This is a genomic window from Roseivivax sp. GX 12232 (assembly GCF_021272185.1).
Taxonomy (GTDB): Bacteria; Pseudomonadota; Alphaproteobacteria; order Rhodobacterales; family Rhodobacteraceae; genus Roseivivax.
In genome coordinates this window covers 83,486-104,858 of sequence record NZ_JAJSEC010000008.1, presented here as the reverse complement: position 1 = coordinate 104,858, position 21,373 = coordinate 83,486, and the positions used below count along the sequence as shown (strand labels likewise).

The window sequence follows — 21,373 nt, the reverse complement described above, 5'->3', positions numbered from 1 at the left end:
ACATGTTCGACGCGCTGAAGTCCCTTGCCAGCCAGATCGGCGACCGCCGCATCGAGGCGCTTTTCGACGAGAACGCCAACCGCGGGCCGGAGTTCAGCCTGAAGGCGGCGGGGCTGTTCTTCGACTACTCCAAGACCCAGCTCGACGAGCAGATCCGCGCCGCGCTGCTGACCCTGGCGCGCGAACGCGGGCTCGAGGCGCGCCGCGAGGCGATGTTCACCGGCCATCCGATCAACGAGACCGAGGGCCGGGCGGTCCTGCACACCGCGCTGCGCAACCTCGACGGCGGGCCGGTGCATGTGGACGGCGAGGACGTCATGCCCGAGGTCCGCGAGACGCTGTCGCGGATGGAGGGCCTCGCTGCCGAGATCCGCGCCTCGGATGTGACCGATGTGGTCAACATCGGCATCGGCGGCTCGGACCTGGGCCCGGCCATGGCCTACAAGGCGCTCGGGCCCTATTGCGACGGGCCGCGCTGCCATTTCGTCTCGAATGTCGACGGTGCCGACATCGCCGACACTCTGCGCGGGCTCGACCCCGAGACGACGCTCTTCATCGTGGCCTCCAAGACCTTCACCACCATCGAGACCATGACCAACGCGCGCACCGCGCGGGCCTGGTTGATGGACCGCGAGGTCAGCCCCGAGGGTCGCTTCGTGGCGCTCTCCTCGAACCAGGAGAAGGCCGCCGAATGGGGCATCCCGCCCGAGCGCACCTTCGGCTTCGCCGATTGGGTCGGCGGGCGCTACTCCATGTGGGGGCCGATCGGCCTGTCCTTGATGATCGCCATGGGCGGTGAGGCTTTCCGCGCCTTCCTGCGCGGCGGCCAGGAGGTCGACCGCCATTTCGAGGCCGCCGAGCTGCACGAGAACCTGCCGGTGCTCCTGGCGTTGGTGGGCATCTGGCACAACCAGGTTCTGGGCCATGCCACCCGCGCGGTCCTGCCCTACGACGACCGGCTGGCGCGGCTGCCGGCCTATTTCCAGCAGCTCGAGATGGAGAGCAACGGCAAGCGCGTCGCCATGGATGGCAGCGATCTGCCCTTTGACAGCGGCCCGGTGGTCTGGGGCGAGCCCGGCACCAATGGACAGCATGCCTTCTACCAGCTCATCCACCAGGGCACCCGGGTCATCCCCTGCGAGTTCCTCCTGGCCGCGCGCGGCCACGAGCAGGACCTGCGCCACCACCACGACCTGCTGATCGCCAACTGCCTGGCGCAGTCCGAGGCGCTGATGCGCGGGCGCGACCTCGAGGAGGCGCGGGGCAAGGTCGCGGGCCAGTTCGAGGGCGCCGAGCTCGAGCGCCAGGCGCGCCACCGGGTCTTCCCCGGCAACCGCCCCTCGGTCACGCTGGTCTACCCGCAGCTCACCCCCGAGGTGCTGGGCAAGATCGTGGCGCTCTACGAGCACCGGGTCTTCGTCGAGGGGGTGATCCTCGGCATCAATTCCTTCGACCAATGGGGCGTGGAGCTGGGCAAGGAACTGGCCAATTCGCTGGGCCCCGTGGTCACCGGAGAGGCCGACGCCAGCGGCAAGGACGGCTCGACCCGGCAGCTGGTGGACTTCGTGCACCTCTATCGCGACGGCGACTAAGCCTTTGGCCTGATGCGCTAATCCGGGCGGCCCCTGCAATGCATGAGGCCGCCCTGGGTTCCGAAAATTTTGTGACTTTTATTTACGCCTAATTCGGAACGCAGCCGATCTGTCCCGTGTTCTCGGACCAGTTGCATGAGAGACAGAAAGGAGCTTTCCGAATGACTCGCATTATGACCTCCGCACTCGCCCTGACCCTGGCCACCGGCACCGCATTTGCCGACAGCCACACCGCCGGCCAGGACATGGAGAACGCCGCAGAGCAGACCGGCGACGCGATCAAGAAGAGCGCCGAGGCGACCGAGAACGCCGCCGAGAACGCGGCCCAGACCGCCGAGAACGCCGGCGAGGAGATGGCGAACGAGGTCAAAGAGGCCGCCGGCATCGCCGAGGACGCCGAGCTGATCCGCACCCGCGACATCACCGACGGCCCGGTCTATTCGGTCAACGCCGAGGACGGCATCGAGAACATCGGCGCAGAGACCTATGACTCGGTCTCCGACGACTGGGACCAGATCGGCTCCATCGAGGACGTGGTCCTCACCCGCGAGGGCGAATTCCGCGGTGTCGTGATCGAGATCGGCGGCTTCCTCGACCTGGGCGACAAGCACGTCTTCATGTCCACCGACGACGTGCAGCTGGTGCCCGTGGATGACGTGAACTACGCGCTGGCCGTGGGTCAGAGCGAAGAGCAGCTCGAAGAGATGGAAGGCGTCGACGAGACCTTCTGGCAGTAATCCTGCGCTCTTGAGATGACGGAAAGGCCGGGCGGTTTGCCCGGCCTTTTTTGTTGGGGGTAGCGCCTCGGTCTTTTTTCGGCGGGTGATCTGTGCGCGGCGGGCTCAGGGCTCAGGGCTCAGGGCTCAGGGCTCAGGGCGTTCGTGCCCGGCATTCGGCGCAGGGCTCCTGCTTCCGGGGAACTGGGCTCCGGGCTTCGTGGGCAGGGCTTTCGTGCCCTGTCATTGGGCGAAGCGCTCCTGTTTCTCGGAAACCGCGCTCCGTGCTTCGCGGGCCGGGTGGTGGGCTTGGGGCGACAGCCTCTCGTGCACCGCGATGCCGGATCACGGCTTTGGGTGCCAGGCGCAGCCGTCCCAGACTTCCCCGCGCGCCCCGGCGGCTCACACCTCGTCGGGAATGTCGAACCCCGGCGCGGCCAACTCGAAGCCTGAGAAGCGGAACCCCGGCGAGACCGTGCAGCCCACGAGCGTCCAGTCGCCGGTGGTCTCGGCCGATTGCCAGGCGCCCTCGGGAATGACGATCTGCGGGTTCTCGCCGGCCAGCAGGTCCGGGCCCAGCACCAGCCGTTCGGCCAGGCCCTCGGCGCTCTCCGCCCGGCGCAGGATCAGCGGCGCGCCGGCGTAGAAATGCCAGATCTCCGCGGCATCGACCCGGTGCCAATGGCTGCGCTCACCCGCCGCCAGGAGGAAATAGATCGCCGTGCCCGAGGCCCGCTCGGCCCCCGGCCCGATCCAGGTCTCGCGGTAATGTCCGCCCTCGGGGTGAGGCGAGAGACCCAGGTGGGCGATGATCCCGTCGGCTGTCATGGCGGTCCTTTCCGGTGGGGGGCGGTGAGCTTGATCTGGCGGGAACCCTGCAAGATCGCGCGGGGCAAGGGAAGGCCGGAGCGGGGATTGGTGGGCAGGGGACGCCTAGGCGGGTTAGGGGGCGCCTAGTGTGGATCGCAGTGGTCAGAGGGAAGGCCACCGGCAATGATGGCGGGACTGTAATGCGCTGCATCCATCGTGTGGGATACGGAGCGCGCCGCCAGACGCAACCGGTGGGACACGCCAACCGCAGGTGCCGCTCCCGCAGGCAGCACGCGGAACAGAGGGCGCGCGCCGGACCGGGGGCCGGCGCTGCTGACCTCTGAGCGAGGCGCTTTATCCTAATAAGGTCAGGACGAGCTACGAGCTAAGCACGCCACTCGAAGGAGCGCCGGCCCATCGGGCCGGTCCGGCGCGCGCCCGGCATCTGCGATGCTATTCGGGCGCAAGAGGGGCGCAGCGCTGTAAGAACCCCCCGCCGCGCGGTGCCCTTGCGCACCCTTAACGCCCCGAGGGCCAGTCTCCCGCCCATCCCTCACGCCGCCAGGAGACCCCCGCCATGTCCCAGACCCATCCCCGGATCGACCGCATCGCCCGGGCCATCGTCGCCCGCGAGGGCGGCTTCGTGAACGACCCCGACGACCCCGGCGGGGCGACGAAGCACGGGGTCACGCTGACCACCCTGCGGCGCCTCGGACGGGATCTCGACGGGGACGGAAAGGTCACGCTTGCCGACCTCCGCCGCCTCACGCCCGACCAGGCCCGCGACCTCTTCCTTCAGCATTACTACCGCGCGCCGGGCATCGACGGGCTGCCAGAGACCCTCCAGCCCAGCGTCTTCGACATGCAGGTCAATGCAGGGACCCAGGCGGTGAAGATCCTCCAGCGGCTCCTGGGCGAGATGGGCTGGCGCCTCGCCATCGACGGCATCATCGGCCCGGCCACCCGGCGCGCCGCCGAGGAGGCCGCCGCCCAGGCCCCGGCGCATCTCTCCGATGCCTATGGGATCGCCCGGCGGAACTACTACTTCGCCCTGGCCGACCGCCGCCCGGCCTCGCGCAAATACGTCCGCACCCGCGCGGGCGGCAAGGGCGGCTGGATCACCCGGGCCGAGGAGTTCATCGCCCCGCGCTACCACCTGAGCGCGCGGGCCTTCGAGCGGAGGGTCGCGGCATGGGGCTGATGGAGCTGATCTTCGGCTCGGGGCGCAATGTCCTGGCCGAGACCGCGCAGGTCTTCCGCGCCAGCGCCGAGAACGAGGCCGCCCGCGCCCAGGCGCTGCAGGAGGCCGCCCTGGCGCAATTCGCAGCCGAAGTGGCCCGACCCCGCAAAGGCTGGTTCGACCGGCTGATCGACGGGCTGAACCGGCTGCCGCGCCCGGCCATGGCGCTGGGAACCATCGGGCTTTTCGTGGCGGCGCTGATCGATCCGGCCTGGTTCGGCACGCGCATGGCCGGGGTGGCGCTGGTGCCGGAGCCGCTCTGGTGGCTCCTTGGCGCGGTGGTGAGCTTCTATTTCGGCGCGCGCCACCAGGCCAAGGGGCAGGACTTCCAGCGCGAGCTGGCCGCCGGGATCACCACGCTGCCCGACATGCTGGCGCGTCTGCGCGCGCTCGGGGGGCTTGGGGCCTCGGGGGAGGACCGGGGGGACGGCGACGGCGCCCAAGCCTCCACGCGGCGCTTGCCGGAAGGCACGCTTACCACCTCCGCCTGGACCCCGGCCACACCCGAGGGCAGTCCGGCACCCACCGCGACAAGCCTTGCGAAACCAAACAACCCCACCGACACACACCCCCAACCCGGCCCCGCGGCGCAGCCCCCCGACACCGACACCCCCGCCGCCGAGCCGAACGCCGCGCTGGCCGCCTGGCGCGCCTCTCGCGGCCAATAACAAGCGCGACAAGTTGATCCGGGGCGGGCCTGTTGCCATTGGCCCGCCCCGCGTTTCGTGCCAGATATTCGGGCATGATCACAGAGCTCGGCCACTTCGCCCTCATCCTCGCCTTCCTGGTCGCCGTGGTGCAGACCGTCGTGCCGCTGGTCGGCGCGCACAAACGCTGGTCGGGCTGGATGGCCGTCGGCGAACCGGCGGCGACCACGCAGTTCCTGCTCGTGGGCTTTTCCTTCGCCGCCCTGGTCCATGCCTTCGTGACCTCGGACTTCTCGCTCGACCTGGTGGTCAACAACTCCCATTCGGCGAAACCGCTGATCTACAAGATCTCGGGCACCTGGGGGAACCACGAGGGCTCGATGCTGCTCTGGGTGCTGATCCTGGCGCTCTTCGGGGCCATGGCGGCCTGGTTCGGGGGCAATCTGCCCGAGACGCTGAAGGCCCGCGTCCTGGCGGTGCAGGCCTCGGTGGGCGTGGCCTTCTATGCCTTCATCCTCTGGACCTCGAACCCCTTCACCCGGCAGGCGGTGCCGCCCTTCGACGGGCAGGACCTGAACCCGCTTCTGCAGGACCCAGGCCTCGCGCTGCATCCGCCGTTTCTCTACCTGGGCTACGTCGGGCTTTCGATCTGCTTTTCCTTCGCGGTGGCCGCGCTGATCGAAGGCAGGGTCGATGCCGCCTGGGGCCGCTGGGTGCGGCCCTGGACGCTGGCGGCCTGGATCTTCCTGACCATCGGCATCGGGCTCGGCTCCTGGTGGGCCTATTACGAGCTCGGCTGGGGCGGCTTCTGGTTCTGGGACCCGGTGGAGAACGCCTCCTTCATGCCCTGGCTCTTCGCCGCGGCGCTTCTGCATTCGGCCATCGTGGTCGAGAAGCGCGAGGCGCTGAAGGCCTGGACGATCCTCCTGGCGATCCTGGCCTTCGGCTTCTCGCTGATCGGCACCTTCATCGTGCGCTCGGGCGTGCTGACCAGCGTGCATGCCTTCGCCAACGACCCCGAGCGCGGGGTCTTCATCCTGATGATCCTGGTGGCCTTCACCGGCGGCGCGCTGACGCTTTTCGCCGCCCGCGCGGGCTCCATGCAGGCCAAGGGCGTCTTCGGCGTGGTCAGCCGCGAGAGCGCGCTGGTGGCCAACAACATCCTGCTGGCGGTCTCGTCCTTCGTGGTCTTCGTGGGCACGATCTGGCCGCTGGTGGCCGAGATGGCTTTCGACCGAAAGCTCTCGGTCGGGCCGCCTTTCTTCAACGCGGCCTTCACGCCCTTCATGGTGGCGCTCGGGCTGATCCTGCCCTTCGGGGCGATGATCTCCTGGAAGCGCGGCAAGACCTCTCGGCTCGTGAAAAGCCTCGTGCCGGTCTTCGTGCTGGCGCTGGCGCTGGCGGCGCTGGCCTGGGCGATGCAGAGCGGACGCTCGGCGCTGGGGCCGGTGGGGCTCTTCCTCGGGGCCTGGATGGTCGGGGGCGCGCTGGTCGACCTCTGGTCGCGCACCGGGCAGAGCCGCGACCTGTCGCGCCTGGCGCGGCTGCCGCGGGCGGACTGGGGCAAGTCGGTGGCCCATGGCGGCCTCGGCATCCTCTTCATCGGGGTCGCGGGGCTCATGGCCTGGGAGAAGGAGGACATCCGCGTCGTCCAGGTCGGCGAGAGCTTCGAGGTCGCGGGCTTCACCCTGACGCTCGACGACGTGCAGCGGGTGCGCGGGCCGAACTATACCTCGGTCATGGGCTTCGTGACCCTGGCGCGCGACGGCGCCGAGGTGGCCCAGCTGCGCCCGGAAAAACGTAACTACCCGGTGGCGCGCATGCCCACCACCGAGGCGGCGATCGACTACCGCGCGATGCGCGACGTCTACGTGGTGATCGGCGACCGGCAGGACGACGGCGGCTGGGTCATGCGGACCTACATCAAGCCGCTCGCGAACTGGATCTGGGCGGGCTGCCTGATCATGTCGCTGGGCGGCGCGCTGAGCCTGTCGGACCGCCGCTTCCGGGTGGCCGCCGGCGCGCGCAAGCCGCGCCCCGGCCAGGTGCCGGCGGAATGAGGGCGCTGCGGAGCCTCGCCCTGGCCGTGGCGCTGGCCGTCGCACCGGGCCTGCCCGCGGGCGCGGTGCAGCCCGACGAGGTGCTGGAGGACCCCGCCCTCGAGGCCCGGGCCCGGCAGATCTCGGAGGGGCTGCGCTGCCTCGTCTGCCGCAACGAGTCGATCGACGAGAGCAACGCCTCGCTCGCCCGCGACCTGCGGCTCCTGGTGCGCGAACGTCTGAGCGCGGGCGACAGCGACGCGGAAGTGGTCGACTACATCGTCGAGCGCTACGGCGAATACGTGCTCCTGAACCCGCAGGCCGACGGCTGGAACTGGCTGCTCTGGGGCGCCGGGCCGCTGATGCTGCTGATCGCGGGCGGGCTCGGCGCGGGCTACCTGCGCGGCCGCGCCAAGGCCCGGCCCGAGACCGAGGAGGGCCTCAGCCCCGAGGAGAAACGCCGGCTCGACGACCTCCTCGGGCGGTGACGCCGCGTAGCACTTTGCCTTTCGCCCGCGGGCCATGTTTGATGGCGCGCAACACGAGGCGAGAGGGGGAGCCCCATGCAATACGAGACGATCACCTACGAGGTCCGCGACGATGTCGCCGTGGTCACCATGAACCGCGCCGACGTGATGAACGCGCTCAACACCCAGATGCGGGCCGAGATCACCCACGCCATGAAACAGGGCGGCGAAGAGGCCCGTTGCGTGGTGCTGACCGGCACCGGCCGGGCCTTCTGCTCGGGCCAGGACCTGGGCGACCGTGGCACCGCGAACAACCTCGACCTGGAGCGCACGCTGCGCGACGAATACGTGCCGATGCTGCGCGCCGTGGTCGACTGCCCGGTGCCGACCATCGCCGCGGTCAACGGGGCCGCGGCCGGGGCAGGGGCCAACCTCGCGCTGGTCGCCGACGTGGTGATCGCCACCGAGAGCGCCTTCTTCAGCCAGGCCTTCACGCGCATCGGGCTCATTCCCGATGCCGGCGGCACCTGGGCGCTGCCGCGGCAGATGGGGCTGGCCAAGGCCATGGGGGCCGCGCTTTTCGCCGAGAAGATCACCGCGCGGCAGGCGGATGACTGGGGGATGATCTGGGAGGCCGTGGCCGACGAGAGCTTCGAGAGCCACTGGCAGTCCCGCGCCGCGCATCTGGCCAAGGGCCCGACGGCGGCCTTCCAGAAGGTGAAACAGGCGCTGCACGCGAGCTTTGCGAACGACCTTGAGGAGCAACTCGCGCTCGAGGCCAAGCTGCAGGGCGAATGCGGCAAGACCCGGGACTTCAAGGAGGGCGTGGTGGCCTTCCTGGAGAAGCGGCCGCCGGCGTTTGAGGGGCGGTGACGAGGGGGGTAAGTCTTTAGCGACTTTGAAGCCTACTCCGAAAGTTATCGCTCAAACGCCTTGTTGCATTGTTGGCTCTACTAGCATCTGCAGAACCGTGTTTTCTGCGGATGCTAGTTATTCGGATTGAAACTTCGATTTGTTGAGTTCCTCGAAGTTGCACGCCACGGAGAGATAGCCGGGCAATTCATTGTTTACTATTAGTGCATTTCCATCGCAGTCTTCGAACCCGTCAAGTTTGAGAGTCACGTCCATAATGTCGAAGCGATCCATGATGGCTCTGAAGTTTGTTACTTGCTCGAATTTTTTCTTGATATAGATGCTGGCACCATCGGGTTCGGACTCAAAAGTTACCTGCATTTTGCTTGATCCCATACCCATTAATGCGAAAACTGCTAAGTGGCTGTCTCGATCTAGTCGTAGTTCTTCAGTGGGGGCGATAAAGACTTCGCTCCCGACATATGCAATTGCGTTGGTCTCAAGGTTTCGAATTGAAGCTGACCAATTTTCGTTGGTGTTTCGGATTGAAAGAACGCCTGGAGGAACGAGATAGACTGTATCTGTTTCACTGCTCTCGACAACCCAATAGGGCGGCGAGTTCTGGGCTGGCCTTTCAACACCAGCCTCACTCCAGTCTGTTAACAGGCCAACAAGTTTACCAATATTGCGGCCATCTGGGTGTGTGACAATTGGATCATCTTTAAGTAGAACGTCGCAGCCAATTTGGTCAGATAACTCAGAGAGAGGTGTCTCAGAGCTCAAAATGAAAGACCATTCGCTTTCGTAAGGCCGTGTGGTTAGGGAGCTCTCGAATGAGCAGCGTTCCTCTTGCCCAAATGCGGCCTCAATATCAATTAGCGCAATAGACAAAATCGTGAGGGCAACTTTTGAGATGTGGTGCATGGAAGTTGTGCCTTTTAGATGTATTCCCCTAGGTACTTCTCTTTTTTGGTGTGCTGAGGCTGCTTGCCGAGAAAAATAAGGCAGTCATCGATGCACAAGCAGTTGCTGTTGCCATTTTTGATAGTGGTTCTCGCGTAAATAGAAAGGCACTTCTTTGGTGAGTTCCTTCTTGGAGGCTATAGCTCAAGGTTGAGATCAAGTCAGAGCGAATCCAGAAGGAAATGTAAAACTGAAAAAATGAAAGCAATATAAAAAGAAATAGAGCGACTGCTTCGGGCCCGGAGTAAGTTGCATCAGGGTCGCGTTTGGACATGGAGAAGCCAACAAGAAGGAATAGCCCTATTCCCAACGATGCTAGGGCGTTGTTTGTGCTTTCTGCTACAGAGACCAACTGATCGACGTTAAGTGGGCTGCTCTCGGGAGATGCGGCTGAATAGAGCGCTTTATTGCTTAAAATCGTATCGCCCCAGCGGTAGACAACAAACAATCCGATAGCCACGGGTGCAGCAGCTAGTAAGCCGAAGCAGGTAGGTTTTGACATTATAGCAGTGCTTTCGAGTAACCTTTAAGGGGAAAGTATACCCAAAACTTCGCGCTATGTCGCCGGGATTGTTCGCTGGCAAGTTGTCTATGGGCAGCTTCATATTTTCAGCGGGCACCGACCGAGCAACCGACCAAGCCCAAACAAAAAACCGCGGCACCCCTCGGTGCCGCGGCTCAAATCTCTCGCGATTAGCTCCCCGCCTCAGCGGGTCTCGATGTCCGAGTAGTCCCGCGCGGTGTTGCCCAGGTAGAGCTGCCGCGGGCGGCCGATCTTGTTCTGCGGATCGTTCAGCATCTCCTTCCACTGGCTCACCCAGCCGACCGTGCGCGAGAGCGCGAAGATCGGGGTGAACATCGAGGTCGGGAAGCCCATGGCCTCGAGGATGATGCCCGAGTAGAAATCCACGTTCGGGAAGAGCTTCTTCTCGGTGAAATAGGGGTCCGCGAGGGCCTGTTTCTCCAGCTCCTTGGCGGTCGCCAAGACCGGGTTGTTCTCGATCCCCATGAGGTCGAGCACCTCGTCGGCGGACTGCTTCATCACCTTCGCGCGCGGGTCGAAGTTCTTGTAGACCCGGTGGCCGAAGCCCATCAGGCGGAAGGGATCGTTCTTGTCCTTGGCGCGCGCGATGAACTCGGGGATGCGCTCGGGCGAGCCGATCTCCTTGAGCATCTCGAGGCAGGCCTGGTTGGCGCCGCCATGTGCGGGGCCCCAGAGGCAGGCGATGCCGGCGGCGATGCAGGCGAAGGGGTTCGCCCCCGAGGAGGAGGCCAGCCGCACCGTCGAGGTCGAGGCGTTCTGCTCGTGGTCCGCGTGCAGCGTGAAGATCCGGTCCATGGCGCGCGCCAGGATCGGGTCGACGACATATTCCTCGGCCGGCACGGCAAAGCACATGTGCAGGAAGTTCGCCGCGTAGGACAGGTCGTTGCGCGGATAGACGAAGGGCTGGCCCACCGAATACTTGTAGGCCCAGGCCGCGATCGTCGGCATCTTGGCGATCAGCCGGTGCGAGGCGATCTCGCGCTGGTGCGGGTCCGAGATGTCGGTGGAATCGTGGTAGAAGGCCGACATGGCGCCGACCACGCCCACCATGATCGCCATGGGATGCGCGTCGCGGCGGAAACCGCGGAAGAAGTTCACCATCTGCTCGTGCAGCATGGTGTGGCGGGTGATCGTGCCCTCGAAGGTCTCGAGCTGCTGCGCCGAGGGAAGCTCGCCGTAAAGGAGCAGGTAGCAGACCTCGAGGTAATGCGACTTCGAGGCGAGCTGGTCGATCGGGTAGCCGCGGTGCAGAAGCTCGCCCTTGTCACCGTCGATGAAGGTGATGGTCGAGTCGCAGCTCGCCGTCGAGGTATAGCCCGGGTCATAGGTGAAGACCCCGGCCTGGGCGTAGAGCTTGCGGATGTCGATCACGTCCGGCCCGGCGGTCGGCGAGTAGATCGGCAGGTCCCAGGAGTTTCCGTCGATGGAAAGCGTGGCGTTCTTGGTGCTGTCAGGCATGCGTCGTCCCTTCGTACTTCCTGTTGCGCGCCGGAAGGGCCGGCGCGGGCATTATGTCTGCGGCCGGACCGGCGGCGCGCCCATGGCGCTCAGCCCGGTTCGGCCGCCGCTTGATCGAGCCGGAGGAGGCTTTCCTCGCGTCCCAGAACCAGCATCATGTCGAAAACGCTCGGGGTGACGGAGCGCCCGGCCAAGGCCGCGCGCAGGGGCCCTGCGAGCTTGCCGAACTTGATCCCGTTTGTCTCCGCGGCAGCCGTCAGAACGGCCTCGAGTTGATCTCGCGACCAGCTAGCATTTTGCAACTGCGGCGTCAATTCTGCCAGTATACCACGGGATACATCGTCCAGCGCCTTGGCCGCCTTCTCATCCGGCTCGATCGGCGCGGACGTCAGGATAAAGTGTCCCTTTTCAAGGAGTTCCGGCAGGGTCTTCGCGCGGTCTTTCAGGCAGTACATGGCCCGGCCCAGCCCGTCTTTCTGGGCCTCGGTCAGGGGAGGCTGACCGGCTGCCGCGAGGTAACCCTCGAGTTCTTGCAGCAGCGCAGCATCCTCCATGACCGCGATGTGCTGGCCGCAGATGTTCTCGAGCTTCTTGAAGTCGAGCCGCGCGGCGGATTTACCGATGCCGGTGACGTCGAACCACTCCAGCGCCTGGGCATCAGTGAAGAACTCGTCGTCGCCATGGCTCCAGCCCAGCCGCGCCAGGTAGTTGCGCATCCCCGGCGCCGGGTAGCCCATGACCTGGTATTCCTCGAGCCCCACCGCGCCGTGGCGCTTCGACAGCTTCTTGCCGTCCGGCCCGTGGATCAGCGGGATATGCGCGTAGACCGGCACCGGCCAGCCCATGGCGGTATAGATGCCCATCTGCCGCGCGGCGTTGTTGAGGTGGTCGTCGCCCCGGATCACATGGGTCACGCCCATGTCGTGGTCGTCGACCACCACCGCCAGCATGTAGACCGGCGTCCCGTCCGAGCGCAGCAGCACCATGTCGTCGAGCTGGTCGTTGCGGATCTTCACGTCGCCCTGGACCGCGTCGGCGATCACCGTCTCGCCCTCGAGCGGGGTCTTGAGGCGCACCACGAAAGGCGCATCCGCCGGATGATCGGCGGGATCGGCCTCGCGCCAGGGCGAGACGAAGAGGGTCGAGCGGCCCTCGGATTTGGCGGCTTCGCGGAAGGCCTCGATCTCTTCCTGGGTCGAGAAGCACTTGTAGGCCATGCCGCGCTCCAGCAGCGCATGGGCGACCTCGGCGTGGCGCTCGGCGCGGGCGGCCTGGCTGACCACCTCGCCGTCATGGTCGAGCCCCAGCCAGTCGAGCCCCTTGAGGATCGCCTCGGTCGCCTCGGGGGTCGAGCGCGCCTTGTCGGTGTCCTCGATCCGCAGGAGGAACTTGCCGCCCCGGCCGCGGGCGAAAAGCCAGTTGAACAGCGCCGTCCGCGCGCCGCCGATGTGCAGATATCCGGTGGGCGAGGGGGCGAAACGGGTGACGATCCTGTCCGACATGAGCGGCGATTAACCTTTCCATAAGAGAGGGGGCGCATCCTGGTTGCGCGAGCCTTAGCGGCGCGACGGACAGAGGACAAGCATGGGCCGCATCGGGGGCAGCGTGGCGGATTTCCTGGCGGATCTGCTGGCGCGGCAGGCCGGGGCCTTCTTCGCCTGGGGCGTGGCGGCGCTGGCCGCCGGCATCGGGCTCTATTTCGCCCTCCGGGTGGAGCCGCCGCTCTGGGCGCTGGCCGCGCTCTGGGCGCTGGGGCTGGCGGGGCTTGGCGTCGCGCTGCGGGTGGCGCTGGTGCCCCGGGCGCTGATCTGCGCGCTGGTCTTGCCGGCCTTGGGGCTGGCGCTGGCGGGCAGCCGGGCGCATCTGGTCGCGGGCCCGGTGATCGAGGGGCGCTATTACGGCCCGATCGAGGGGCGCATCGTCCAGATCGACCGCTCCGCCTCGGACAAGCTGCGGCTGACGCTCGACGGGGTGGTGCTGCCTTGGCACGCGCCCGAGGCGCTGCCGCGCCGGGTGCGCGTCTCGCTGCACGGCGCGCAGGGCTGGTTCGCCCCACGCCCCGGGCAGCGGGTGATCCTGACCGGCCATCTTTCCGCCCCCGGCGGCCCGGTGGAGCCCGGCGGCTTCGACTTCCGCCGCCACGCCTGGTTCCAGGGTGTGGGCGGCGTCGGCTACACGCGCAGCCCGGTTCTCTTGCTGGCCCCGCCCGAGCCCGGGGCCTCAACCTTGGGCGCGCTGCGCCACCGCGTCTCGGCGCGCCTCCAGGCGGGGCTGCCGGGGCCCGCGGGCGCTGTCGCCGCGGCGATCCTGACCGGCGACCGCAGCGCCATCCCGCGGGCCGTCACCCGCGACCTGCGGCAGGCGAACCTCGCGCATCTCCTGGCGATTTCGGGTCTGCACATGGGGCTGCTGACGGGGCTCGTCTTCGCCGTGGTGCGGCTCGGGCTGGTGGCCCTGCCGGGGGTCGGGCAAACCTGGCCGGTCAAGAAGATCGCCGCGCTTGCGGGGCTGGGCGCCGGGGCGGGCTACCTCGCGCTCTCGGGCGCCAATGTCGCCACCGAGCGCGCCTTCGTCATGGTGGCGATCATGTGCCTCGCGGTGCTTTTCGACCGCCGCGCGCTGTCGCTGCGCTCGGTCGCACTGGCCGCGCTGGTGATCCTTGTCACCCGGCCCGAGGCGCTTCTCTCGCCCGGATTCCAGATGTCCTTCGCCGCCACCGGCGCGCTGGTCGCGGCCTTCGCGGCCTGGCGCGACAGCGGGATCGAGCGGCGCCTGCCGCGGCTCGCCCGGGGCCCCGCCGCGCTGGTCCTGTCCTCGCTGGTCGCAGGCGGGGCGACGGCGCCCATCGCCATGGCGCATTTCAACATCCTCGCCCATTACGGGTTGCTGGCGAACCTCCTGGCGGTGCCGCTCATGGGGCTCTGGGTCATGCCGCTGGGCCTACTGGCGCTGGGGATGATGCCCTTCGGCCTCGAGGCGCTGCCGCTCCGGGCCATGGGTTGGGGGCTCGACTGGATCCTCGGCGTCGCGGCGCGGGTGGCGGGCCTGCCCGGCGCCCTCGGCCAGATCCGCGCGCCGCCCGAGATGGTGCTGCCGCTGATCACCCTGGCCTTCCTGCTGGTGCTGCTGACGCTCGGCCGGTTGCGTCTGCTGGCGCTGGCGCCCGCAGCGCTGGCGGCGCTCCTCTGGTCCGGGGCCGAGCGGCCCTGGCTCCTGATCGACCGGCAGGGGGTGCTGGTGGGACAGATGACGCAAAGGGGCAGGGCGCTCTCGCGCCCGGCGGGCGCGGGCTTCGCCGCGCGGCTCTGGCTCGAGAATGACGGCGATGCCGCCGATCAGCCCCGCGCCGCCGCGCGCTGGCCTGCGGCCACGCGCGTCACCCACCTCGGCGACCGGCAGGCGCTGGCGGGGTTCACCGGATGCAAAAAGGGCGAGATCCTGGTCAGCCGCTATCCCCTGGAGACCACCCCAAGCTGCCGCGCCTATACACCCGAGAGCCTGGCCCTGACCGGGCCCGTCGCGCTTTACCGCGACAGTGCCGATACCGAGGCGCCCCTGCGCGAGGTCACCGCCGCCGCCCGCTCGGGCCCGCGGCTTTGGGTGCAAGGCGCGCCCGCGCCCCGCGAAAGGCTCGCGGGGCTCACGGCGCGCTGGTTCAATAGGTCCGGATCAGCCCGACCAGACGGCCCTGAACCTTGACCGAGCCGCGCGGCAGCACGCGGGGCTCGTACGCCGGGTTCGCCGCCTCGAGCACGATCATGTCGTCCTTGCGGCGGAAGCGTTTCAGCGTCGCCTCGTAGCCTTCGACCTGGGCCACGACGATGTCGCCGTTCTGCGCCTCGGTCGTCTCGCGGATCACCACGACGTCGCCGTCGTTGATCCCGGCCTCGATCATCGAGTCGCCGCGCACCTCCAGCGCGAAATGCCGGCCCGCGCCCGAGAGCATGCTGCCCGGCACCGCGATGCCCGGAGGCGCGTCGTTGATCGCCTCGATCGGCATGCCGGCGGCGATCCGGCCCAGAAGCGGCAGCTCGCTGGCATGCACCGGCTCCACCGGGTCGGAATTGGCCGGGCGCCCGTCGGGGCGGTCGCCCTCGATCACCCGGGGCTCGAAGCCATGCGTGGCGCTGCCGCCAAGGCTTTCGGGCAGCTTCACGATCTCGATCGCGCGGGCGCGATGGGCGAGACGGCGGATGAAGCCGCGTTCCTCGAGCGCGGTGATCAGCCGGTGAATGCCCGACTTCGACCGGAGGTCGAGCGCCTCCTTCATTTCGTCGAAACTGGGGGGAACCCCGTCGCGCAGCACGCGCCGGTTGATGAAGTCGAGGAGATCGAGTTGTTTCTTGGTCAGCATGACACAAATTCCTGCAGCCTGTCCGCTTTTGTTCTACGTGCGTTCGCGTTTTGTGTCAACACAGGCGCGAATCGACCAGATCTTGTGCGGGGTGACGTGATGCGCGCGCTCTTGGCCGTGGATGGCGGCGGCACGCGCTGCCGAATGCTCTTCGCCGAAGGCGCGAGCCGCGCCGAGGTGACCCTGGGCGGCTGCAACCTCTCGAGCGATTTTACGGGCGGACTCAATGTCCTGACCGAGGGGCTCTCCGCGCTGGAGGCGCAATTGGGCCGGTCGCTGGCGCAGGTGCCCGCCTATTGCGCCCTGGCCGGCGTCGTCGACGACAGCATCGCCCGCCGCGCCGAGGCCGCGCTGCCGCTGGCCCGCGTCCGGGTCGAGGAGGACCGCCGCGCCGCGCTCTGGGGCGCCCTTGGCCCCCGGGGTGACGGCATGATCCTGCACGCGGGCACCGGCTCCTTCGTGGGGCTCCGCCGCGAGGGTCAGGCGCGCTTCGCTGGCGGCTGGGGCGCGCGGCTCGGCGACGAGGGTTCGGGCTACGCGGTTGGCCGCGCCGCCCTCAGGACCGCGCTGGCAGTGAGCGAGGGAAGGGCGCCCGAAGGCCCGCTCAGCCGCCGCATCACGCGCGAAATCGGCCCGCCCGCGCAAGTGATTGCCTACGCCCAGGCGCGGGCCCCGCATGAGATCGCGGCGCTGGCCGAATGGGTCACCGAAGCGCAGGAGAGCGACCCCGCCGCCCGCGCGATCCTCTCCGAAGCCGCGGGCGCGCTGACCGAGACCGCCCGCGAGATCGGCGCCCGCCCGGGCATGGCGCTTTGCCTGACCGGCGGGCTCGGCCCCGCGCTTGGGCCTTTCCTGCCCGAGGCCTTCCGCCCGGGCCTCACCCCCGCCGCGGGCCGCCCGCTCGACGGCGCGCTGCGCCTCGCGGCGGATTTCGCGGAGAGCCTCGCATGACCCGGATCACCTATCTCAACGCCCGGCTCTTCGACGGCTGGGACCTGCACGAGCCGCAGCCCGTTAGTTTCGAAGGGGGCCGGCGGCTGCCCGAGGCCGACCCGGGCGGAGGCGCGACGGCGGACCTCGAAGGCGACATCCTCGCCCCGGGCTTCGTCGACCTGCAGGTGAACGGCGGCGGCGGGGTGCTTTTCAACCACGATCCAAGCGCCGCGACGCTCCAGACCATCGCCCGCGCGCACCGGCGGCTCGGCACCGCGCATCTTCTGCCGACGCTGATCACCGACACCCCCGAGGTCACCCGCGCCGCCATCACCGCCGCCCGCGAGGCCTGTGCGGCACGGGTGCCGGGCATCGCGGGGCTGCACCTCGAGGGCCCGCATCTCTCGGTCGAGAAATGCGGCGCGCATGATCCCGGGCTGATCCGCCCGATGACCGAGGAGGACCTCGCGACGCTCCTCGCCGCCGCCCGCGATCTGCCCTGCCTGAAGGTCACGCTGGCGCCCGAGTCGGTCACCGAGGCGCAGGTCGCCGCGCTCGCCGAGGCCGGGGTCTACGTGGCGCTTGGCCATAGCGCCTGCGACGCCGAGACCGCGCGGGCCTATATCCGCGCCGGGGCGCGCGGCGTGACGCATCTCTACAACGCCATGAGCCAGCTGAGCGCGCGCGCACCGGGACTGACCGGCGCGGCGCTGGCCGAGGGCGTCTGGGCCGGGCTCATCGCCGACGGCGTGCACGTGGCGCCCGAGGCGATGCGCGTGGCGCTCGCCGCCAATCCGCGCATCTTCCTGGTCAGCGATGCCATGGCCGTGGCCGGCACCGAGGCCGCGGAGTTCACCCTGAACGGGAGGCGCATCCTGCGCGCGGGCGGAGAGCTGCGGCTCGAGGACGGGACGCTGGCGGGGGCGGACCTGGACCTCGCGCGGGCGGTCTCGGTCCTGATGCGCGCCTGCCACGCGCCGCTGCCCTGGGCCCTGGCGCGCGCCACCCGGCTGCCCGCCGAGGCGGCCGAGCTGCACGTCGGCGCAGGGCGGCTGCGCCCCGGCGACGCGGGCCGTCCGATCCGTCTGCGGCAGGGGCCTGAGGGTCTGGCGCTGGTGCCGTTGCCGGTGGGGTGACGCGGGGCGCGCGGGCGTTCGGGTGCGGTGGTGCGGCTGGGAGGGCCGGAGGGCGCGACAGGCCGGTCCTGCAGAGGTTGCGCGCCCCAATGCCTGATGCGCGGCCAGCCGGTGACCAGGCGCGCCGGTCCGGCCAATTGCCGCGCCCCGAAGCGCCCGTCAGCGAGCGGTCAAAACTGCACCGCGCCCGCCTTGGACCAAACCGCCAGCCTGCCTCAGCCCAGCCCTCGCAAGAGCGCCTGCGACGGCTCGCCCGTCACCGCCAGCCCCTGCGCCGCCTGGTAGGCGCGGATCGCCTCGGTGGTCTTGGGCCCGATCACCCCGTCGGTGCCGCCGGTATCGAAGCCCCGCGCGGTCAGCCGCTCCTGCAGGCGGCGGCGGTCCTCCACCGTCAGCCCGTATTCATCCGGCCCGAAGCTCGCCGAGAGCGGCGGCGCGCCCGCGATCCGCGCGGCCAGGTAGCCCACCGCCAGCGCGTAGTTCTCAGAGTTGTTGTAGCGCAGGACCACGTCGAAGTTGCGCGAGGCCAGGAAGGCCGGCCCGCCCGCGCCCGCGGGTGCAAAGAGCGCCGCCTCGCCGAGCTCGGGCAGACTGCCGCCGCGCGCCGGCCGCACCCCCGCCGCGGCCCAGGCCGAGGTCGCCCGCCGCGCTCCGCGCCCTGTCGGCAGCCCCGCGGGCGCCGTCACCTCGACCAGCAAAGGCACGCCCCGCCGCCAGCCGCTGTCGGCCAGATAGGCCGCCGCCGAGGCCAAGGCGTCGGTCGGATCCTCCGCCCAGATGTCGCGCCGCCCGTCGCCGGTGAAATCCACCGCATGGGCCTGGAAGGTGGTCGGGATGAACTGCGTGTGCCCCATGGCCCCGGCCCAGGAGCCGGTCAGCCGCTCGGGCGTGGTGTCGCCGCGCGCCAGGATGCGCAGCGCGGCCAGGAGCTGGGCCTCGAAGAAGGCCCCGCGCCGCCCGTCGAAGGCCAGGGTCGAAGAGGCCGAGACCACCGGGATGTCCCCGCGCCGCGCGCCGAAGCGGCTCTCCACGCCCCAGATCGCCGTGACGACCGAGGCCGGCACGCCGTAGCGCGCCTCGATCCGGGCGAGGGTGTCCGAGAAGGCCGCGTATTTCTGCCGCCCGGTGGTGACCCGCGCCTCGCCCGCGACGATGTTGAGGTAATCCTCGAAACTGCGCTTGAACTCGGTCTGGTTGCGGTCGCGCTCGACCACGCCGGGCAGGTAGCCCGCCCCCCGGAAGGCCCGCGCCAGCGTCGCCTCGGGGATCCCTTGCGCCGCCGCGCGGCCGCGGAAACTGGCGACCCAGGCGTCGTAGGCGGCATTGGGCTGGGGCCTCAGCCCCGGGTCATCCACCGGCGCGGGGCTCGTCGCCACCGGCAAGCCGGCGCCACCGCCGCAAGCCGAAAGAAGGCCCGCCGCGGCGAGCGAGGTGAAGGTTCTGCGGGTCAGGGTCATGGGGGTGCTCGGGAGTTGTGAAATTATCTGCCTCGCGCCCGAGTGTGGCGCGGCGCCGCCCGCCCGGCAAGAGACCGCCGGGGCACCGGCGGGCGGGCGCCGAGGCCCCTCGGGCCCCGGGCGCGCCCGCCGAAACGCCCCCCGCTCAGAACCCCTGCGCCGCGGTCACCGCGCGGGTCCAGGCGGCGTATTTCGCCTCCCGGGTCTCGGCGTCCATGCCCGGCTCGAACTTCCGGTCCAGCGCCCACATCTCGGCAAAGCCCGCCTGGTCGGGATAGATGCCCGCGCGCATGCCGGCGAGCCAGGCCGCGCCCATGGCCGTGGTCTCGAGCACCTCGGGCCGGTCGACATCGGCGCCGATGATGTCGGCCAGGAACTGCATCGCCCAGTCCGAGGCGCTCATCCCGCCGTCGACGCGCAGGGTGGCCGCGGCGCCTTCGCCGGCCCAGTCGGCGCGCATGGCGTCGAGCAGGTCGCGGGTCTGGTAGCCGACGCTTTCCAGCGCGGCGCGGGCGAACTCCTCGGGGCCGGAGTTGCGCGTCAGCCCGAAGATCGCGCCCCGGCATTCGGCGTTCCAATAGGGCGCGCCGAGCCCTGTGAAGGCCGGCACCAGCACGACGTTCTGGCTCTCGTCGGCCTTCTCGGCCAGGGGCTGGGTCTCCTTGGCCTCGCGGATGATCTTCAGCCCGTCGCGCAGCCATTGCACCACGGCGCCGGCGATGAAGATCGATCCCTCCAGCGCATAGGTCGGCTTGCCGTCGAGCTGGTAGGCGATGGTGGTCAGGAGCCGGTTCTCCGAGCGCACGGGCTCGGGCCCGGTGTTCAGCAGCGCGAAGCAGCCGGTGCCATAGGTGGATTTCAGCATGCCCGGCTCGAAACAGGCCTGGCCGATGGTCGCCGCCTGCTGGTCGCCCGCCACGCCGAGGATCGGCAGCTCGCGGCCGAAAAGATCCGCGCGGGTGGTGCCGTAGTCGGCGGCGCTGTCGCGCACCTCGGGCAGCATCTCCATGGGGATGTCCAGGAGCTTGCAGATCGAGCTCGACCAGCGCCCCTTGCGGATGTCGTAGAGCATCGTGCGGCAGGCGTTGGTCGCATCGGTGGCATGGGTGCGCCCGCCGGTCAGCTTCCAGATCAGGTAGCTGTCGACGGTGCCGAACAGAAGCTTGCCGGATGTCGCCCGCGACCGGTCGGGATCGACCTCGTCGAGGATCCACTTGAGCTTGGTCGCCGAGAAATAGGGATCGAGCAGCAGCCCGGTGCGGTCGGTGACCATCTCCTCGTGGCCCGCGGCCTTCAGCTCCTGGCAAAGCGCCGAGGTCCGCCGGTCCTGCCAGACGATGGCGCGATGCACCGCCTGGCCGGTCTCGGCGTCCCAGACCAGCGTGGTCTCGCGCTGGTTGGTGATGCCGATGCCGGCGATCTCCTCGGCGGGCAGGCCGGCCTTCTCGATCACCCCGCGGCAGGTCGCCGCCGTGGTGGTCCAGAGGTCCGAGGCCTCGTGTTCGACCCAGCCGCTGGCGGGGTAGTGCTGTTCGAACTCCTCCTGCGCGGTGGCGACGATGCGCAGCCGGTCGTCGAAGAGGATCGCCCGGCTCGAGGTGGTGCCCTGGTCGATGGCGAGGATATGGGTCATGCGGGGGGCCTCCGGTCTTCTCTCTCCCGTGTGCCCCAGAGAGAACCCGATGGAGCGCCGAGGTGCAATGCCCGCCGCCGCCTCCCGCGCCCCTGACCGCGCCGCCTGCCTCAAAAGCCCGCCGTCACCCCCTAAAACGCCCCATCGCAACGGGCCCCCCTCGGGCCCGGAGCGCCACACCGGCCACCCCGCACCACCAGCCCCAGGCCTGACCGGGCCCAAAATACTCCCGGGGGCTCCGGGGGCAGAACCCCCGACCCGCCACGCCACAAGCGCACCGCGCCCACCGGAGACCCAAACCCGCAAAAGGCCCCCTCGGGCCCGGAGCGCCACACCAGCCACCCCGCACCATCACCCCCAGGCCTGACCGGGCCCAAAATACTCCGGGGGCTCCGGGGGCAGAGCCCCCGACCGCCCGCGCCACAAGCGCACCGCGCCCCCCGGAGAACCAAACCCGCAACAAGGCCCGCTCAGGCCCGACGCGCCACACCAACCCAAGCCCCCAATGACTGGGCCAGATACACTCCGGGGG

Annotated in this window: 17 protein-coding genes and 1 pseudogene; 10 read left to right on the top strand and 8 right to left on the bottom strand. The window is 69.1% G+C overall.

Annotated features, from left to right (window positions below; all coding sequences use genetic code 11):
* The first annotated feature begins 2 nt into the window (after positions 1 to 2).
* Positions 3 to 1,592, top strand: a complete 1,590-nt coding sequence (gene pgi / locus LR948_RS14055; protein ID WP_232754707.1) for a glucose-6-phosphate isomerase — start codon at positions 3 to 5, stop codon at positions 1,590 to 1,592.
* Between the two features lie 173 nt (positions 1,593 to 1,765).
* Positions 1,766 to 2,329, top strand: a complete 564-nt coding sequence (locus LR948_RS14050) for a PRC-barrel domain-containing protein (RefSeq protein ID WP_232754706.1) — start codon at positions 1,766 to 1,768, stop codon at positions 2,327 to 2,329.
* Positions 2,330 to 2,710: 381 nt separating this feature from the next.
* Here the strand turns inward: LR948_RS14050 and LR948_RS14045 are convergent, their stop codons facing one another.
* On the bottom strand, positions 2,711 to 3,136 hold the full coding sequence (locus tag LR948_RS14045; RefSeq protein WP_232754705.1) for a cupin domain-containing protein: 426 nt from the start codon (positions 3,134 to 3,136) through the stop codon (positions 2,711 to 2,713).
* A 559-nt stretch (positions 3,137 to 3,695) separates the two neighbouring features.
* Between LR948_RS14045 and LR948_RS14040 the strand changes: the two genes are divergently transcribed.
* The 5 genes and pseudogenes from LR948_RS14040 to LR948_RS14020 all read left to right on the top strand — a co-directional run bounded on the left by LR948_RS14040 (position 3,696) and on the right by LR948_RS14020 (position 8,384).
* Positions 3,696 to 4,319: a holin-associated N-acetylmuramidase gene (locus LR948_RS14040; protein WP_232754704.1), complete on the top strand. Its 624-nt coding sequence runs from the start codon at positions 3,696 to 3,698 to the stop codon at positions 4,317 to 4,319.
* Positions 4,310 to 4,774: pseudogene (locus LR948_RS14035) on the top strand (holin family protein); the annotation flags it as partial. The gene LR948_RS14040 and the pseudogene LR948_RS14035, both read left to right, overlap by 10 nt.
* 326 nt (positions 4,775 to 5,100) lie before the next feature.
* Positions 5,101 to 7,065, top strand: coding sequence for a heme lyase CcmF/NrfE family subunit (locus LR948_RS14030; RefSeq protein WP_232754703.1), 1,965 nt, complete (start codon positions 5,101 to 5,103; stop codon positions 7,063 to 7,065).
* Positions 7,062 to 7,532, top strand: coding sequence for a cytochrome c-type biogenesis protein (locus tag LR948_RS14025; RefSeq protein ID WP_232754702.1), 471 nt, complete (start codon positions 7,062 to 7,064; stop codon positions 7,530 to 7,532). The genes LR948_RS14030 and LR948_RS14025 overlap by 4 nt, the downstream gene beginning before the upstream one ends.
* A gap of 75 nt (positions 7,533 to 7,607) precedes the next feature.
* Entirely contained in the window at positions 7,608 to 8,384 is a 777-nt protein-coding gene (locus LR948_RS14020) for an enoyl-CoA hydratase-related protein (RefSeq protein ID WP_232754701.1), read from the top strand.
* A gap of 117 nt (positions 8,385 to 8,501) precedes the next feature.
* On the opposite strand, the gene LR948_RS14015 is transcribed toward LR948_RS14020, so the two are convergent.
* The 4 genes from LR948_RS14015 to gltX form a co-directional block, all read right to left on the bottom strand.
* Complete coding sequence (locus LR948_RS14015; protein WP_232754700.1) at positions 8,502 to 9,287, bottom strand: hypothetical protein; 786 nt, start codon at positions 9,285 to 9,287, stop codon at positions 8,502 to 8,504.
* A gap of 28 nt (positions 9,288 to 9,315) precedes the next feature.
* Entirely contained in the window at positions 9,316 to 9,828 is a 513-nt protein-coding gene (locus LR948_RS14010) for a hypothetical protein (RefSeq protein WP_232754699.1), read from the bottom strand.
* Between the two features lie 204 nt (positions 9,829 to 10,032).
* Positions 10,033 to 11,328, bottom strand: a complete 1,296-nt coding sequence (gene gltA, locus LR948_RS14005) for a citrate synthase (protein WP_232754698.1) — start codon at positions 11,326 to 11,328, stop codon at positions 10,033 to 10,035.
* Positions 11,329 to 11,417: 89 nt separating this feature from the next.
* Positions 11,418 to 12,830: a glutamate--tRNA ligase gene (gene gltX, locus LR948_RS14000; RefSeq protein WP_232754697.1), complete on the bottom strand. Its 1,413-nt coding sequence runs from the start codon at positions 12,828 to 12,830 to the stop codon at positions 11,418 to 11,420.
* Between the two features lie 82 nt (positions 12,831 to 12,912).
* On the opposite strand from gltX, the gene LR948_RS13995 reads away from it, so the two are divergent.
* Positions 12,913 to 15,027 (top strand): ComEC/Rec2 family competence protein, encoded by a 2,115-nt coding sequence (locus LR948_RS13995; RefSeq protein WP_232754696.1) that lies wholly within the window; start codon positions 12,913 to 12,915, stop codon positions 15,025 to 15,027.
* Here the strand turns inward: LR948_RS13995 and lexA are convergent.
* Positions 14,984 to 15,682, bottom strand: coding sequence for a transcriptional repressor LexA (lexA, locus tag LR948_RS13990; protein ID WP_232754695.1), 699 nt, complete (start codon positions 15,680 to 15,682; stop codon positions 14,984 to 14,986). The genes LR948_RS13995 and lexA overlap by 44 nt on opposite strands.
* Before the next feature lie 99 nt (positions 15,683 to 15,781).
* Between lexA and LR948_RS13985 the strand changes: the two genes are divergently transcribed.
* The gene (locus LR948_RS13985) at positions 15,782 to 16,633 is read left to right on the top strand and encodes a BadF/BadG/BcrA/BcrD ATPase family protein (protein WP_232754694.1); all 852 of its coding nucleotides are present in this window, start codon (positions 15,782 to 15,784) and stop codon (positions 16,631 to 16,633) included.
* Positions 16,630 to 17,751 carry an N-acetylglucosamine-6-phosphate deacetylase gene (locus LR948_RS13980; protein WP_232754693.1) on the top strand — a complete coding sequence of 374 codons (1,122 nt, stop codon included), beginning with the start codon at positions 16,630 to 16,632 and terminating at the stop codon, positions 17,749 to 17,751. The genes LR948_RS13985 and LR948_RS13980 overlap by 4 nt, the downstream gene beginning before the upstream one ends.
* A 215-nt stretch (positions 17,752 to 17,966) precedes the next feature.
* On the opposite strand, the gene LR948_RS13975 is transcribed toward LR948_RS13980, so the two are convergent.
* Complete coding sequence (locus LR948_RS13975; RefSeq protein WP_232754692.1) at positions 17,967 to 19,208, bottom strand: lytic murein transglycosylase; 1,242 nt, start codon at positions 19,206 to 19,208, stop codon at positions 17,967 to 17,969.
* A gap of 145 nt (positions 19,209 to 19,353) precedes the next feature.
* Complete coding sequence (gene glpK / locus LR948_RS13970; protein WP_232754691.1) at positions 19,354 to 20,841, bottom strand: glycerol kinase GlpK; 1,488 nt, start codon at positions 20,839 to 20,841, stop codon at positions 19,354 to 19,356.
* Between the last annotated feature and the right edge of the window lie 532 nt (positions 20,842 to 21,373).

Excerpts from the sequence above, each read along its gene's own strand:
- LR948_RS13985 (WP_232754694.1), top strand. The coding sequence starts at position 15,782 with ATGCGCGCGCTCTTGGCCGTGGATGGCGGCGGCACGCGCTGCCGAATG.
- LR948_RS14015 (WP_232754700.1), bottom strand. The coding sequence starts at position 9,287 with ATGCACCACATCTCAAAAGTTGCCCTCACGATTTTGTCTATTGCGCTA.
- gltA (WP_232754698.1), bottom strand. The coding sequence starts at position 11,328 with ATGCCTGACAGCACCAAGAACGCCACGCTTTCCATCGACGGAAACTCC.
- lexA (WP_232754695.1), bottom strand. The coding sequence starts at position 15,682 with ATGCTGACCAAGAAACAACTCGATCTCCTCGACTTCATCAACCGGCGC.
- gltX (WP_232754697.1), bottom strand. The coding sequence starts at position 12,830 with ATGTCGGACAGGATCGTCACCCGTTTCGCCCCCTCGCCCACCGGATAT.
- LR948_RS14050 (WP_232754706.1), top strand. The coding sequence starts at position 1,766 with ATGACCTCCGCACTCGCCCTGACCCTGGCCACCGGCACCGCATTTGCC.
- LR948_RS14010 (WP_232754699.1), bottom strand. The coding sequence starts at position 9,828 with ATGTCAAAACCTACCTGCTTCGGCTTACTAGCTGCTGCACCCGTGGCT.
- LR948_RS13995 (WP_232754696.1), top strand. The coding sequence starts at position 12,913 with ATGGGCCGCATCGGGGGCAGCGTGGCGGATTTCCTGGCGGATCTGCTG.
- LR948_RS13980 (WP_232754693.1), top strand. The coding sequence starts at position 16,630 with ATGACCCGGATCACCTATCTCAACGCCCGGCTCTTCGACGGCTGGGAC.
- LR948_RS14025 (WP_232754702.1), top strand. The coding sequence starts at position 7,062 with ATGAGGGCGCTGCGGAGCCTCGCCCTGGCCGTGGCGCTGGCCGTCGCA.
- pgi (WP_232754707.1), top strand. The coding sequence starts at position 3 with ATGTTCGACGCGCTGAAGTCCCTTGCCAGCCAGATCGGCGACCGCCGC.
- LR948_RS13975 (WP_232754692.1), bottom strand. The coding sequence starts at position 19,208 with ATGACCCTGACCCGCAGAACCTTCACCTCGCTCGCCGCGGCGGGCCTT.
- glpK (WP_232754691.1), bottom strand. The coding sequence starts at position 20,841 with ATGACCCATATCCTCGCCATCGACCAGGGCACCACCTCGAGCCGGGCG.
- LR948_RS14030 (WP_232754703.1), top strand. The coding sequence starts at position 5,101 with ATGATCACAGAGCTCGGCCACTTCGCCCTCATCCTCGCCTTCCTGGTC.
- LR948_RS14020 (WP_232754701.1), top strand. The coding sequence starts at position 7,608 with ATGCAATACGAGACGATCACCTACGAGGTCCGCGACGATGTCGCCGTG.
- LR948_RS14045 (WP_232754705.1), bottom strand. The coding sequence starts at position 3,136 with ATGACAGCCGACGGGATCATCGCCCACCTGGGTCTCTCGCCTCACCCC.
- LR948_RS14040 (WP_232754704.1), top strand. The coding sequence starts at position 3,696 with ATGTCCCAGACCCATCCCCGGATCGACCGCATCGCCCGGGCCATCGTC.